This window comes from Aliiroseovarius sp. Z3 (genome assembly GCF_029105185.1).
Taxonomy (GTDB): Bacteria; Pseudomonadota; Alphaproteobacteria; order Rhodobacterales; family Rhodobacteraceae; genus Aliiroseovarius.
In genome coordinates this window covers 1-12,829 of the sequence record NZ_JAFMZK010000003.1, presented here as the reverse complement: position 1 = coordinate 12,829, position 12,829 = coordinate 1, and the positions used below count along the sequence as shown (strand labels likewise).

General features: G+C 56.2%; 15 protein-coding genes and 2 pseudogenes. 5 read left to right on the top strand and 12 right to left on the bottom strand.

The genetic code is table 11. The annotated features are described in order from the left end of the window. Window positions 1–262 precede the first annotated feature (262 nt). Window positions 263–478, bottom strand: coding sequence for an SDR family oxidoreductase (locus J3R80_RS05665; RefSeq protein ID WP_275392798.1), 216 nt, complete (start codon window positions 476–478; stop codon window positions 263–265). On the opposite strand from J3R80_RS05665, the pseudogene J3R80_RS05660 reads away from it, so the two are divergent. Continuing rightward, window positions 386–598, top strand: a pseudogene (locus J3R80_RS05660) (transposase); the annotation flags it as partial. The gene J3R80_RS05665 and the pseudogene J3R80_RS05660 sit on opposite strands and share 93 nt — an antisense overlap. Window positions 599–1,336: 738 nt before the next feature. On the opposite strand, the gene J3R80_RS05655 reads toward J3R80_RS05660, so the two are convergent. The 6 genes from J3R80_RS05655 to J3R80_RS05630 all read right to left on the bottom strand — a co-directional run bounded on the left by J3R80_RS05655 (window position 1,337) and on the right by J3R80_RS05630 (window position 4,690). Next, the gene (locus J3R80_RS05655) at window positions 1,337–1,507 is read right to left on the bottom strand and encodes a hypothetical protein (RefSeq protein WP_275392797.1); all 171 of its coding nucleotides are present in this window, start codon (window positions 1,505–1,507) and stop codon (window positions 1,337–1,339) included. A gap of 196 nt (window positions 1,508–1,703) precedes the next feature. After that, entirely contained in the window at window positions 1,704–3,179 is a 1,476-nt protein-coding gene (locus J3R80_RS05650) for a phospholipase D-like domain-containing protein (RefSeq protein ID WP_275392796.1), read from the bottom strand. 296 nt (window positions 3,180–3,475) lie between these two features. Continuing rightward, a complete protein-coding gene (locus J3R80_RS05645) occupies window positions 3,476–3,868 on the bottom strand; it encodes a hypothetical protein (RefSeq protein ID WP_275392795.1) in 393 nt (130 codons plus the stop codon). Continuing rightward, entirely contained in the window at window positions 3,868–4,164 is a 297-nt protein-coding gene (locus J3R80_RS05640) for a hypothetical protein (RefSeq protein WP_275392794.1), read from the bottom strand. Before J3R80_RS05640 ends, J3R80_RS05645 begins: the two co-directional genes overlap by 1 nt. 36 nt (window positions 4,165–4,200) lie before the next feature. Next, a complete protein-coding gene (locus tag J3R80_RS05635) occupies window positions 4,201–4,407 on the bottom strand; it encodes a hypothetical protein (protein ID WP_275392793.1) in 207 nt (68 codons plus the stop codon). A gap of 127 nt (window positions 4,408–4,534) precedes the next feature. Then, window positions 4,535–4,690: a DUF1328 domain-containing protein gene (locus J3R80_RS05630; protein ID WP_275392792.1), complete on the bottom strand. Its 156-nt coding sequence runs from the start codon at window positions 4,688–4,690 to the stop codon at window positions 4,535–4,537. 149 nt (window positions 4,691–4,839) lie between these two features. On the opposite strand from J3R80_RS05630, the gene J3R80_RS05625 reads away from it, so the two are divergent. Further along, complete coding sequence (locus J3R80_RS05625) at window positions 4,840–5,034, top strand: CsbD family protein (protein ID WP_275392791.1); 195 nt, start codon at window positions 4,840–4,842, stop codon at window positions 5,032–5,034. 99 nt (window positions 5,035–5,133) lie between these two features. Here the strand turns inward: J3R80_RS05625 and J3R80_RS05620 are convergent, their stop codons facing one another. From J3R80_RS05620 to J3R80_RS05605, 4 genes are all read right to left on the bottom strand, one after another. Beyond that, window positions 5,134–6,198, bottom strand: coding sequence for an AI-2E family transporter (locus J3R80_RS05620; protein WP_275392790.1), 1,065 nt, complete (start codon window positions 6,196–6,198; stop codon window positions 5,134–5,136). Between the two features lie 186 nt (window positions 6,199–6,384). Next, on the bottom strand, window positions 6,385–7,212 hold the full coding sequence (locus tag J3R80_RS05615; protein ID WP_275392789.1) for a PRC-barrel domain-containing protein: 828 nt from the start codon (window positions 7,210–7,212) through the stop codon (window positions 6,385–6,387). A 65-nt stretch (window positions 7,213–7,277) separates the two neighbouring features. Continuing rightward, window positions 7,278–8,057, bottom strand: coding sequence for a Crp/Fnr family transcriptional regulator (locus J3R80_RS05610; RefSeq protein ID WP_275392788.1), 780 nt, complete (start codon window positions 8,055–8,057; stop codon window positions 7,278–7,280). Window positions 8,058–8,122: 65 nt separating this feature from the next. Next, on the bottom strand, window positions 8,123–8,386 hold the full coding sequence (locus J3R80_RS05605) for a hypothetical protein (protein WP_275392787.1): 264 nt from the start codon (window positions 8,384–8,386) through the stop codon (window positions 8,123–8,125). A gap of 328 nt (window positions 8,387–8,714) precedes the next feature. Here J3R80_RS05605 and J3R80_RS05600 point away from each other — a divergent pair, with 328 nt between their 5' ends. Continuing rightward, entirely contained in the window at window positions 8,715–9,263 is a 549-nt protein-coding gene (locus J3R80_RS05600; protein ID WP_275392786.1) for a sigma-70 family RNA polymerase sigma factor, read from the top strand. Window positions 9,264–9,378: 115 nt separating this feature from the next. On the opposite strand, the gene J3R80_RS05595 is transcribed toward J3R80_RS05600, so the two are convergent. Further along, complete coding sequence (locus J3R80_RS05595; RefSeq protein WP_275392785.1) at window positions 9,379–10,446, bottom strand: AraC family transcriptional regulator; 1,068 nt, start codon at window positions 10,444–10,446, stop codon at window positions 9,379–9,381. 81 nt (window positions 10,447–10,527) lie between these two features. Between J3R80_RS05595 and J3R80_RS05590 the strand changes: the two genes are divergently transcribed. Further along, window positions 10,528–11,541, top strand: coding sequence for a hypothetical protein (locus J3R80_RS05590; protein ID WP_275392784.1), 1,014 nt, complete (start codon window positions 10,528–10,530; stop codon window positions 11,539–11,541). Between the two features lie 1,122 nt (window positions 11,542–12,663). Further along, a pseudogene (locus J3R80_RS05585) lies at window positions 12,664–12,829 on the top strand (integrase); the annotation flags it as partial.

Sequence of the window (12,829 nt, the reverse complement as noted above, 5' to 3'; positions counted from 1 at the left end):
CACAGCTTGCGCATGGCGGCCCCAAAAAGAGACATTCTACCAATTCTTTCGATGCTGAGGTCGCAGCTCGTATAACTGCCGTTCGCCGCGCGCGCCAAATCCTGTAGAATATCAACTCGTAGATCGCGGGACGAAGCTGCTGCCGACAGTAGAATGCCCGCCTACAAATAAGTACAGATTACCGCTGGGGCGAACAGTTTTGACATCCTGTCAGCGTCGGCTTTCGCATTTTGACATTACGCAACTGTTCCCTCTCGGAGCGCTATTGCGCGGTCCAGCCACCATCGACCGGGATCGACGTGCCCGTGATGTTATGCGCTTCCCGCGCACAAAGCCACAGCGCAGGCGCTCCAATTTCCGACGGGTCCGAGGTGCGGCGCGAGGGTTGCTTTACATCCAGTCGAGCAAGCCCCAGCAGAACGCTTATATCGAGCGCTACAATCGGACGGTTCGCACCGAATGGCTCGGGCGATACCACTTCGAAAGCATTGAAGACGTGCAGGATCACGCAGCGAAATGGCTCTGGACTTACAACAACGAAAGACCAAACATAGGCATCGGCGGTATGACCCCGATGCAGAAACTGAAAGCAGCTTAGATTCTACTGATACGCCCCTCTAAAAATGGGGGGATTACCGGAGTATCAATCGATCTCTTTCGTGCCAGGCATCTTCGAGTGCAGATGATTGAAACAGCCAATGGCAGGAACAGATGCGTGGAGCGAACCTTGAACATCGCCGAAGGGGTGTTATGTGAACCGCCCCTAGGTCGAGCGGCGCCCGTCATGAAAGACGACCCGCTCAGATCAGATATCGCCCCACATCTCATCCAGATAGGCTTTCATATCAAAATCAGGATCGACCTTCCCGTGCTTGTCGGCCGCCTCCAGTAAGGGCGCAAGCGGTCCAGCAGAGGGGCTGAATTATTACCCTCCACGCCGTCACCGGTGTTCACGGCATTCAACAAGCGCTCCTTCTGGCCCTCGTCAAGGTTCTCAGAAACCTGAGCGATCAGTTTCTCAAGGTCTTGCCTGTGGTCATCACACATTGCGGTTCTCTTCCCAGCCAACGGATTTTCTGTCGTATACGCGGACCTGTTCCTTTCCACAGGTAATCGGATGGATGTCATCTCTGTCCAGTTGCCGCGCCAAATGTATTGAAGCCACCTTCTGTCGCGACACCATCTGGCCGAACGTGACATAGTTTCATTCAAGTTTTTGAATGCTCGCTTTGGATAGATAGCTTTTCAGGTGGTCGGCGTCGGGGTTTCGGCGCTGGATCTGCGCCAGATACCGATGATCCCTCAGATGTCGGATCGAGATCACACTGATTTTCAGCTAGCTGGCAGTTTCTGGCAGCGTCAGGTCGCGATCAAGCCGCACTTTCATTTTGTCGCAAAGCGCGTCCCAGTCCACCTCAATGGCTTGTAACCCTTTTCCATTACCACGGCAGAACTCTTTCAACGGTGCAACTGATCTTCCCGTCAATGTGTCGGACAGATTGTCCAATTGGGTAACGAGTTCGGCAAGTCGGAATGGGTGGCCTGTGCCAAGCTACCCTTCGGCGGGCCGCAGGTTGTACCTGCCGCCCTTGTGGCAACGAGACCTCGTTCAAAGATCAGGGTTCGAGCTGGATAAGCGGACCCACAACTTGCAAGTGGTCAACACGGCATTCACCCTTGGGCCGCTTTCCTGTCGTCCCGCCTCAGACGAGATCTTCGGTTATCCCTGGCAGGGGCTGGGCAATAGTCTCGCCTTGATGCACATCCAGAGGCACCAGAAGCCCGCTGCGGTTTTCTGGAAGACTGACGCCGTTCTTCACGATGTTGCTGGCCCACCAGCCCTGTAACGTCGCGGGATTTTGAGCCTCCATCGGCAGTGGCTCATGCCACCAGTGCTGCATAAGCCGGTCCCTGGCCCGGGACACGCGTTTCGGATCAGTTAATTCGAGGGCAATTTCCGTATCCCATCGCATCGACCTGCCATTGAGATTGGCCGATCCTACAAGTACGTATCTGTCATCCTGTACCAGAACCTTGTTGTGTACGTGGATCACCGGCGATCCTGCCAGTGTAGATCGGGTCTCTCGCGCGGCAAGACGAGGTTGCACAGGGACCGCGAGCGTCAGACGATTCCCGAATGCCTGCTGCAAGATCTGGATCGCGTTCTGTCGCCGGGACAATCCAAATCTGGCATCTATTCCGATGTCGTCCTCAAAGGCAATGTCGTCAGGCAGCGTGGGCAGTATGATGACCGAAGTCAGATCCGGATTCTTGCTGCCCGCTTCTGCCAGGGCTTCGGCAATAACCGATGAGCGGACATATTGGGTCTCGATATAGATCAGATGCTCGGCGCGGCTGAAGGCCGTGATATGTGCCTCCTCGATCTCGCTCAGAATTGTGCGAGGAGACAGGAAGGGCAGTTGAAACCGCCGCGGTGCCGAGAGTGTACGCTTGAGACCCGGACATGAAGGCGGTTTGGTTCTTCCGGCAGTTGCGGCCTCAAAGGTTTCCAGATGCAGCCTTGCGGCTTTCGCTTCCGGTCCACGCACCAGCAATTGCACGTCCGACCACGTCGCCTCGGCCGGTCGATCATGGTCGGGTGTATCAAACCGCCGCTCGTTCAGATCAAGCCCGCCAATGTAGAGCAGCTCGTCGTCGATCACGGCAACCTTCTGATGGTGTGTTGCAGGGTGGATGGACGGGAGTCCGCTTGATTCCAAACCACCCCTCTGACGCTTCAGCCGCACGCGATCGACTTCCCGGCGCGCTGCCTGTTGTCGGCGCCGGACCAGTGGAAAGAACGCGACCCTTGGAACCAGGCCAGCCCTGGCCGGATGCAGATGTGACCTCACCTTCAGCAGGTCTTTCGGGGCATCGGTAATCTCACCGAGGGCCGCGCCTTGCCTGACGGTGGTGCAGGCAATTTCATGCAGCTCGGTTGCCATGACAGGATCGAAATCACTCACGACAAGTGACAGTTTCACACCCTTGCTCAGGATATGAGCCAGAAGATCGAACCAGGTTTCTCCGATGGCGCGACCTTCTTCGCTTCTCAGCTTTGTGCTCATATCGAAAATCCGGAACCCCGCCACGACAGACGATTTTGCGCCGAGTACAGCGCGTTCAAACGCGGGCCATGCTTCCTCAGCCGTTATGAAAAGGTCGAAGTCGTCCGTCATTAGCTTCTTCGTCTCGGGCAAATCACGACGCTCATTGGAATCTGTAATGCGCGTCCTCTAGGTATAACAGATCATCGAAAGGGCCACCGCCTCGAGTGCTTTCCGTCTAATCTGTGTCAGATTCAATGGAATCCGTTCTGAATAGTATCTGTTGATAGAGTGGTTCCCATTCGATCCTTGCAAGATAGAACGGGAACCGGTTTTGGCAGTCTCGGCAAGCAACCGGAGGGCAGTCTGTTACTCATCAGACTCCGAACCTGACTGAACTCAGGCGTGTTGCACCCGGCGCCATTAGGCTACTTCTTGCCTTTAATCAGACCGAGAACGAACGCCCCGAGCACCAGGTAGGGGCTGATGGTCTGGAGTTCATTGGCTGCCTGGGACGCGATCGCTTCGACGCGCTGCTTTTGCGCAGCAAGGTTTGTGCGTTTTTGTACCCTGAGGGATATGAGCAGGGAAAGAACTGCAATCAGCAGGCACCCGCCTGCAAGACAAAACGCCGCCAGAACCGCGCCAATCTCGGATTTCAGCAGGATATAGAGGCCGACCAGCACGAAGACCATCGTGGCGAGCAGGAACACCGCTGCGATCACGCCAAATACCACTTTCAGAGCCGCAACGCGTGTGACTTCTTTCGCCTCTTCCTGCGCAACGCGCGCCGCTTCCCGTGCGATAAAACCGAAACGCATCAGCGGCGATTGATAAATGCAGCGACGACCATGCCGAGCAGGAAGGCAATGCCGGTCGCGGCCAGCGGGTTGGCCTTGATCTGATCCTGTGCCGCCTGGCTGGCTTTTTGGCCTTCTTTTATGGCGTCAAGATAGACCTGCCGCGCGTCCTCCGACAGGCTTTCGATCTGTGCGGATGCTGAACCGGCGGCATCGACGGCAGCTTCCTTGACGGTTGAGCCCGCCATCGCAGCGAGTGTTTCAATGTCTTTCCTAGCCAGTTTCAACTGTGCTTCGAGTTCTTCAATCTTGGCCATCTGGTGTCCCTTCGTTGTAAACTTTGATCCTCAGATTCAGCGCCATTCATTCGGAGATACCACGAAGCCCGGCACGCCGCGGAAAGGGCTTCGCAAGATACTGGTTAATTCTAGACCATAGGAAAGCGTATCCACAACTTTTGCCCCCGGAAACAGAAGTGTGCGATCATTTCCCAAAACAACAAGGTTGTACCGCTCGCGCTGCCTCCTGAAGTCAGACTGTTTTGCTAATTCTGCTGCCATTCAGTTCGCCAGTCTAACCCACACCGGAGGTGTCCAGTTGCAAGACGCGCCGACAAATTTCCATGCCGACCTCAACTGCCGATGCTCATACCAGTTTCCATTCAGATCAAGAGGTGACAACAGCGCGTCAAACGTTTCGTCGGATGAAAGCGATAATCGCCAGAACGACGAATATCACGAATATGATTTGCGCGATCCACGACGCGGTGCCGGCAATGCCACCAAACCCAAGCACAGCCGCCACGATAGCAACCACGAGAAAAATTAGAGCCCACTGAAGCATAGTCTTCTCCTTTTGCGATCATCACCAACGCACCATCGGAGGAATGGTTCCAAAAGCGGCCAACAAACAGAACTGTTTTTTGCGGAACCTCAGCCTCGCAACAACGTTGATGTGTATCTGAACCTTAGTGCAAAAAAATGGAGTGGACCATGAACTGGGACCAAATTGAGGGCAAATGGAAAGAAATCAAGGGCAATGCGAAGGCGAAGTGGGGCGAACTGACCGACGACGAACTTGACGAGATCGATGGCAATCGTGAAGCGCTTGAAGGAAAGATTCAGGCCAAATACGGCAAATCGAAGGAAGAAGCCAAACGCGAAGTTGACGAGTGGTTGAATTCATAACTCTTGCGGTGTTTGGTGGAACGAAGCGTGGAGCGTGATGCGGTTTCGTCGCGCTTTGCACGCTTCGTTCTCACGTGATGTTCAGCTCTGAGCGACCCTTCACCGTCCCAGGAAATTGCCAACCGGCTTGAGACCGTCAAACTCGTCAGCAATTGCCTTGAAGACAAGAAGGAACGGCACAGCGAGCAGGGCGCCAGACACCCCCCAAAGCCACGTCCAGACAACAACCGCGAGAAACACCGATACAGTGTTCATTTCAAGTTGACGACCGACGAAGTAAGGGGTGAGGAACTGGCCTTCGAGTGTTGTGAGCGTCTGGTAACATATCGGAGCGATGAGCGCATAGGCGACGCTGTCAAATGTGATGATTGCATAGGCACCGACAAGAATCGTTCCGATCAGTCCGCCAATAAATGGAAGATAATTCAAAAGGAACGCCGCTATGCCCCAGATGACGGCGCTTTTCAGACCAATCATCCACAATGTCGTGCCGATGGCCACCCCAAGGGCTGCGTTTATCACGGTGATCGTCAACAGATAGCGCGATACCCGCCGTTGAATTTCGTACACGACTGTCAGCGCCCGCTTTTTCTCTTTCATTGATGAAAACGACTGCACAAGCTTGGTGTAGAACAGCTCTCCTGACGCGAGAAGAAAAAATGCGAGGATCAGAGCCACGGCTATGGTTGTCGCGGAACTGGCAAAGCCGGCCACGGCAGAGGTCAGCAACCCTGGCCGCTCAACGGCGAGCGGTTGGGTCTCTTCACCACCACCGCCCCCTGTATCCTCGCCGAGTCGCTCCACTTCTTTCGAGGCTTCCTGGACGGCTTCAAACGCGTCCGAGAGACCACGCAGCTTGATCTCCAGTTCTCTTCCGATATTTGGCGCGTCTTCAACCCAGGTGGCGACGGTTCCTCCGGCCAGGTAGATAACGGCGATGATGGCGCACCCGGTTGCCATCACCAGAAACCCTGCCACTAATCCGGACGGAAACCCGTTCCGAATAAGGGTTCGGGCGATGGGGCTCAGGGTGATCGCAATGATAAACCCGAGCATAACCGGAAGGATGAGATCGCGCGCGAAATAGATTACCGAAAATACGCCGATCACGGCAAGTATACCGGCACTTCGACGCAGCGCCTTTATGTGGTTTTCTTGTTCCATGGGTTCCGCAATTATCGGAAGTTTAATCACCTTGTCACGGGAGTTTTGACCCGTGACGTCTGTCTTGCGGCGATACCACCAGTGACCTGATGGCGCGTTGCCCAGCGAACGAGGCCCCGAACACCTCCGCGCTACTCAAAAAAACAGGCCCCCTTTGAGGGCCTGTCCTTCGAGTGCATTGTTGCATCACCCTTCGTATTCAGGCCGCTTCTCAAGCGCCTCCTGCGTTGCGTCAATGTAGACGCGAAAATCGTCGCCTCCTTCATTGCGCAGTATCGTCAACTCGTCAAAGGTCAGCGCCACCGGGCGCTCGCCAATCCCGAGAAAACCGCCGACATCAATCACGACGCTCTCGATCTGACCATCATCAGAAATCAATATCTCGGACACCTCGCCGACATCTTCATCATTTGCCCCGTACACCCGTGCGCCGGTCAGCATCTCGGCAGTGAGTTGCTCACGCTCAGCGATAGCATATCCTTCACGCTCGACCTTTGGTGCTGCCATCACTGGCTGCTCCATCGCGTTTTCCGCTGCCTGGGCATTCTCACTATCGCTCATTTCGGTTTCGGCATTTCCCATCTCGGCGTTCTCAAAGGCCGGGGCATTTTCTACCATCTCGCGCGACGACTGCACGACGAGGAAAAAATCGTCGCTTTCGCCATCTTCGTGCATAACGCTCAATTCAGCCATGTTGATGGCCACATCCCGTTCGCCAATCCCGAGAAAACCTCCGACGCCCACGATCACGGCGGCCACTTGTCCGTCGCGCGTGAGGACGATCTCATTGATTTCGCCGATGTCGTCCCATTCTGCGCGAGCGCCCTCGGATACAGGCGTGGCGGCGTCCATATTGGCCTCAGCAGCATAAACACGCATGCCAATGAGCTCCGATGCAAAGAGATCGGTTTCAGACGTCACCTTGTATTCAATGAAAGCACCGGAGTGATTGTCGGCGTATCCGGCAGTGCCGATGATCGCGATGAGTGCGGTGGTGCTTAGGAAATGTTTCATTGGGAACTCCTTTCTGCAGTTCCCTTCGTCAACGCCGGTTCATCGCCCCGGTTCCGCGACAGGCCCTAATATCTTTTCGGACGCCAGGCGTTTCGATCTTCCCGACGTGCGAAATGCAAGTAACCGTTGTCAAAACCAGCCTCTATCTCAAGCTTTTTGCGGTCTTGCACCATCAATATCGCATTTCTGAACGAGACAACGCCTTCACGTTCGAAAGTTCGAAGCGTCTTGTTCATGTGCACAACCGAAATTCCAAGAATGTCCGCGAATTCCTCTTGGGACATTGGAATGACGAACATTTCGGGGTCCATGATGCCAATGATCTCAAGCCTTGAGATCAACTCGCAAAGCACATGCGCGGTTCTTTGCCTGGCGGACCTGCGACCGAGCGAGACGATACGCTCGGCTAGAAGGCTTTCCTCGTGGGCGTTCACCCAGAACAAAGCTGCAGACAACATCGCATCGCGGCTTAGCGCATTGCCAAGGCGATCAGCAGGTAACCGGAAGGCGGCGACATCCGTCTTGCAGCTCAGTTCGAAATCAGAGGTCGAGAACAAGAGCGCGTTCATGGCCACAAAATCCCCGGGCAGTGCCACATTCACGATCTGGCGCGCCCCGTTTTCAAGATGGCGTGATCGAACAACCCATCCGCGCTCCAACAGGAAAATATCACCATAATCGCCGCCTTGTGGAACAATGACGGTGCCGGCATCGAATTCTTCCAGGTCGGTGCAGATCTCGTAAAATGTCGCTCTGACTTCATCGTTCACTTCGAAGAAACCAGCGACTTTCTTTAGGAGAATCTCAGTCAATTGAACCAGCTCTGTTTCTTCGGTAACTGCCATCGCGGCATCCTCTCCGTGACTCCGACAGCACAGTGCGATCACATCTCATAGGAGCATCGCAGGCACTATATGTCCAGCCTGACTGAATTTCCCTCGACCCGTATTCTGCTGAGGATGTCTGCGGCATGGTCATTCTCTGCTGCCGTGTGCGCCTCATGGCGATGATGATGCGCTGAAATCGCGGCGTCGAACGCTTCATCGACCTCGTCGGTGGACAAAAGGCCTTTCGATTGCAGTGTCAAAATGATCGCCTCAAGCAAGGATAACGCTGCTATTCCATAGACGCTCGGCGGTTTGGATGCGTCGCTTTTGCGGCGACTCGCTGACATGAGTTTGACCTCCTTGCTTTGGTCTGAACGCGCTCGAAATGACCTGGTGCTTTCAGAGCGTCGTAACAGGAATTGTGCAGCCACCGCTGGTACACTCTGCACGCTACGTTCGGATCGTTTCCATCGGATCGATCACACGAGCTGAGTACATAGAACGCATGCGGCGGATTTTCGTTCCAATTTTTGATCGGACGGCACCTCCCGAGAACCGCCTGCGCTATGTCATTGTTAAAAGACGCAACCCTCCCTTCCGCACGACAGTGCTAACGAAATCAAAGCTGCTGTGCTCTTGGCATCTGTTCTTGGGCCCGGCGCTCAAGGGGGCAAAATGCTAGATGGCACACTTGCAAATATACCGACATCGACCACGCGAAACGGCACGAAGATAAAGCTTTCTGACCGCGAGCGCTTTGATCTGGGGTTGCTTGAATATCGCAAGAACCTGAAGGCCTATGCCTGTAGCCTGTCCCGGGACGCCGAAACCGCTGACGAACTGGTACAGGATACCTTGCTAAAGGCGGTCGCGAACCGGGACAAGTTCGATTGCGATACAAACCTCAGAGCCTGGCTGTTCACGATCCTCAGGAACGTGTTTCGCAGCAAATTGCGCCGTGAAAAGCATGAGGTTGAACTGACCGACGCAATGACAAGGACCGCTCTCTTTGCAACCAAGGGTGCGCAGGAAGATGCGCTCCTTCTCAAAGAGGTGGCGCAGAGGATGAGTGTGCTGCCTGAGAGTCAAAAGATCGCGCTCATTCTGGTTGGTGCGCACGGATATTCGATCAAGGAAGTCGCACGCCGCGCAGGTTGCAAACCCGGAACCGTCAAAAGCCGTGTCAACCGCGCGCGACGGGCAATGATGAGCAATCTGGACTGACGGCAGCGACGCACAGCCGCGGGTAGCGGCCAAAACTCATAGGTTCGTGCCACTGGCACATAAGACCGTCTTAGGCGCATAGATTCTGGCTGGGGGTGTCCATCCAAGCACCACCCTACGGCGTTCTTTTGGTCTTACCGATCGAGGTTACATTTGAGGAGGATTGCACTGCTTCAGGCCATTTGCTTGGCGCGATGCCCGTCTCTCGCAGGAACTCCCGGTTGAAATTGGATTTCGTGTTGAAGCCGCTGTCCAGCATCGCCTCGGTGATGCTCATGCCAGCCTCGATCCTTTCGCACGCATGACGGATGCGCCATGAATTAATGTAGCGCGAGACGTTGCTTCCCGTCGCGCGATTGACCGCCATGGACAGCCGCTTTTCCGGCAGATGCAGACGGCGGGCGAGACGTGCGAGCGTCAGATTAGGATCAAGGTGCATCGGTTCTCGCTTCAGGAAATCCTCCAGCTTCGCGACGATCTCGACATCTTCCTGACTGGTTTGAGGTGCAGGATCAGGGGCCGCCGGCCCCTCATCCCCTGCAGTGCCGGATGCAGACGGGCTGCCACTGAGCATTCCAACCAAGAGCAACACGAGCGACGAGGACACCGTAATCATCCAGCCGGTCCACCCTGCGTTCCCCGTGGCAAATGCCACTGCGATCAGAATATCGCTGACAGCCGAGACAATCAGAGCCCACCCGAGGACCTGCCAGATCACTGCTGGAACGTGCCCGGCATCCAAACGCGCCAGCGGCATGTCGGAGGCACCGCGCAACTGGACAAGGATCGCGCATCCGTAGCCTGCAAAAACAAGCGGTACGATGACATCGGTCGTTTCGGGCGCAAAGACCCTGCAGAACAGGGTAAACGCCGGGGCCGCAAGGTGGCCCGCCATCACCTGCACGGAAATACGGCTGACAAGCGCATCCTGGAACGTGACCCACGCCAGCGCCGGAACGAGTGTGGCGCTGACCGGTAGAACGGGTCGCAGCCATTCGATGCCATAGCCCCCGACAAGTGTGACAAGAGAGGATTGCAAAGCGCAGGCGGTGAGAAAAGTCACCAGAAGCGGCCGCCCCCCGGATAGGAAGCTGCGCAGTGCAAGATAGCCAAGAACAAGAGCGACAAAAGCGGGGATCGGAAGCATAGGCATGGCGCGACTATCGTCCAAAAACCGGATCATGACGACCTGAATCCCGGAAACAGGACGCAGAGGCGTGCTTTTTCTCACATCCGTTGGGCAGCGTTTAAAACGGAGGTTCCCATGAAACGTCTTGCTCTTCTTTCCATCCTTGCCCTGTCCCATGCCGCCCCAGCAGCGGCGGACATGCTTCCGGGCTATGACCGGTTTGACCTGAGGGCCGATCATCGCGCTCGGCCCGTCGCTGCCTCGATTTGGTATCCGGCCGCGAACCCAACTTACCGGGCCCCGGTCGGGGATGGTCCGATCTTCGATCCCACCTTTGCCTTCATCGGTCCCGCCGTTGCCGAGGGAGAGCACCCGCTTGTGCTGCTGTCGCACGGATCCGGCGGCAACTCGGATAGCCTGGGCTGGCTAACCAGCGGTCTTGTGGCGCAGGGTGCGATTGTGCTGGCCGTCAATCACCCCGGATCGACCAGCGGGGACAGTTCTCCGCGCCGGTCCGTCGATCTTGAAGCGCGGGCGATGGACCTGTCGGCTGCGCTCGACATGCTGCTCGCAGATCCCGCTTTCTCACCGTTCATCGACGAGAAACGCATTGGTGTCGTTGGTTTCTCCCTCGGCGGCGCGACAGCGCTTGGCCTTGCCGGTGTTCGCTTCGACGGCGCGGTTCAGGATGCGAACTGCACAACGGGACCCGATGCCGCTGACTGCGTGTTCTTCCGGCTGGGGGATGTGCGGTTTGCAGACTATCCCGGATACGAGGCGGATGCGCGGGATCCTCGTATCACACAGGCTGCAATCGTTGACCCCGGGTTCGGAGGCTCGGTTGATCCCGATAGCCTTGAAGATGCGCTTGCTGGAATGACGCTCATCAACCTTGGCGATGCAGATCGCCTGGGCGCGGCCGATGTCGGACCGGACGGCAACGATCTGGCAAACCGGCTTCCCGATGCAACTTATATCGAGATTGCCCCGGCCAACCACTTCACCTTTCTGGGCACCTGTAAGCCGCGCGCGGCCGAGCTGCTACAAGAGGAAGGCGATGATCCGATCTGCACCGACCCCGATGGTGCCGACCGGGCCGTTGTTCACGGCCAGCTCGTTGACGTCATCGCTAAAGGCTTGGGCCTCTAGGCCGGTCCGCTTTCTCCCCATTAAGCACTTTTGCGGCCTCCGGTTTCAACGCCCGGAGGTCGCACGACGTGACCAAACTCAACCGTTTCTGTCACCCGCGAGAAGGATCGTTTTTGCCCTCCCATCCGCAAGCGGCCATAGGCGCTGTTGCAGCGAATGGCGGCTATGCGGGCGCGCGCAGAAAGCCAATTGGGTGCCGAATGCCTCTTATGGGCCGTTTTTTCAAACCTCGCCATTCATGTGAAACTCTCGTCAACGCGCGATGCAGAGTTCGCTTTATGCGACCTGCCGTCTCAATCGCCGCAGGCTGCATACAACTCCAGCTTTTGTTTCGTGGGCATCGGGATTTGGGCAAGCCAAACGCCCCTGGACGTCAGAGGGAAGACGCCGCTCTCCCCCTCGGGCAACCCGATTAGACAGGGCCGTGTCCTCGGCTGCGCCTGCGGGTCGCACCACTTTTGTCGAATGCATTGCCTCGCCCCCATCCGCGTTCGCCACGTGGCAGATCAGCAGGAACAGGCGGCTTCGCCGTCTGACCTGCAAATCAGCCCTGATTTTCCAGAAGGGGAAGTCAGATCAACGCAACAGGCCGCACGGGTAAAAACGGGAATTGGGTCACGTTATGACACTTGGGTCAGGTTCGTATGACATTCAACAAAAGTTGTGGAACGTCACAAACCTTTGACTCTTTTGGCATCCAAAACATCAGGAAACACGAAAATCACGTCATTCAATATTGACCCAAACGTCAAGCAATTCTGACCCAATACTAAAAGCGGCCTTTAGTGCATAGCGCAGCGAAGGTCCAGAACGAGCCCACAGCCGACATGCCGATTTCTCGCTGCGTGCGCTCGCAGCGGAGAGTATTCTGCAATTGCACAGAATTCCATGACGCAGCGCGGCGGTGGTTCCGGTCATTCGTGCATAGTGTGAAAATTCTGGAGGGGTGAATCTACAGGACTCGCAACTTAGCTGACCTCAGAAATGTGCACCCATGCCCGGATTCAAGGCGCGCTTTGCGCGCCGCCGGTCAGCGCCCGACCGCCCCGATGGCAGGGCGCTTCTGCAACGTATCCGCATTGAACAACCACCCGATGTGGCGGAAAGATTGGAGAGCAAACCATGCCAAGCGTCCAACTTCCCGCTCTCGCCACGAAACGAAGAGCCTGGAACAAGGGGCGGATCATCGGCCAGAAACGGCCTCTGTTACCAAAACAGGTCTGGGCGATCCGCGCGCGGCTCGAACTGGCACGCAACCTGCGCGATCTTGCTCTGTTCAACGTGGCGA

Excerpts from the sequence above, each read along its gene's own strand:
- J3R80_RS05630 (WP_275392792.1), bottom strand. The coding sequence starts at position 4,690 with ATGCTTCAGTGGGCTCTAATTTTTCTCGTGGTTGCTATCGTGGCGGCT.
- J3R80_RS05610 (WP_275392788.1), bottom strand. The coding sequence starts at position 8,057 with ATGGCAGTTACCGAAGAAACAGAGCTGGTTCAATTGACTGAGATTCTC.
- J3R80_RS05600 (WP_275392786.1), top strand. The coding sequence starts at position 8,715 with ATGCTAGATGGCACACTTGCAAATATACCGACATCGACCACGCGAAAC.
- J3R80_RS05590 (WP_275392784.1), top strand. The coding sequence starts at position 10,528 with ATGAAACGTCTTGCTCTTCTTTCCATCCTTGCCCTGTCCCATGCCGCC.
- J3R80_RS05635 (WP_275392793.1), bottom strand. The coding sequence starts at position 4,407 with ATGGCAGCAGAATTAGCAAAACAGTCTGACTTCAGGAGGCAGCGCGAG.
- J3R80_RS05605 (WP_275392787.1), bottom strand. The coding sequence starts at position 8,386 with ATGTCAGCGAGTCGCCGCAAAAGCGACGCATCCAAACCGCCGAGCGTC.
- J3R80_RS05620 (WP_275392790.1), bottom strand. The coding sequence starts at position 6,198 with ATGGAACAAGAAAACCACATAAAGGCGCTGCGTCGAAGTGCCGGTATA.
- J3R80_RS05645 (WP_275392795.1), bottom strand. The coding sequence starts at position 3,868 with ATGCGTTTCGGTTTTATCGCACGGGAAGCGGCGCGCGTTGCGCAGGAA.
- J3R80_RS05595 (WP_275392785.1), bottom strand. The coding sequence starts at position 10,446 with ATGATCCGGTTTTTGGACGATAGTCGCGCCATGCCTATGCTTCCGATC.
- J3R80_RS05640 (WP_275392794.1), bottom strand. The coding sequence starts at position 4,164 with ATGGCCAAGATTGAAGAACTCGAAGCACAGTTGAAACTGGCTAGGAAA.
- J3R80_RS05615 (WP_275392789.1), bottom strand. The coding sequence starts at position 7,212 with ATGAAACATTTCCTAAGCACCACCGCACTCATCGCGATCATCGGCACT.
- J3R80_RS05650 (WP_275392796.1), bottom strand. The coding sequence starts at position 3,179 with ATGACGGACGACTTCGACCTTTTCATAACGGCTGAGGAAGCATGGCCC.
- J3R80_RS05625 (WP_275392791.1), top strand. The coding sequence starts at position 4,840 with ATGAACTGGGACCAAATTGAGGGCAAATGGAAAGAAATCAAGGGCAAT.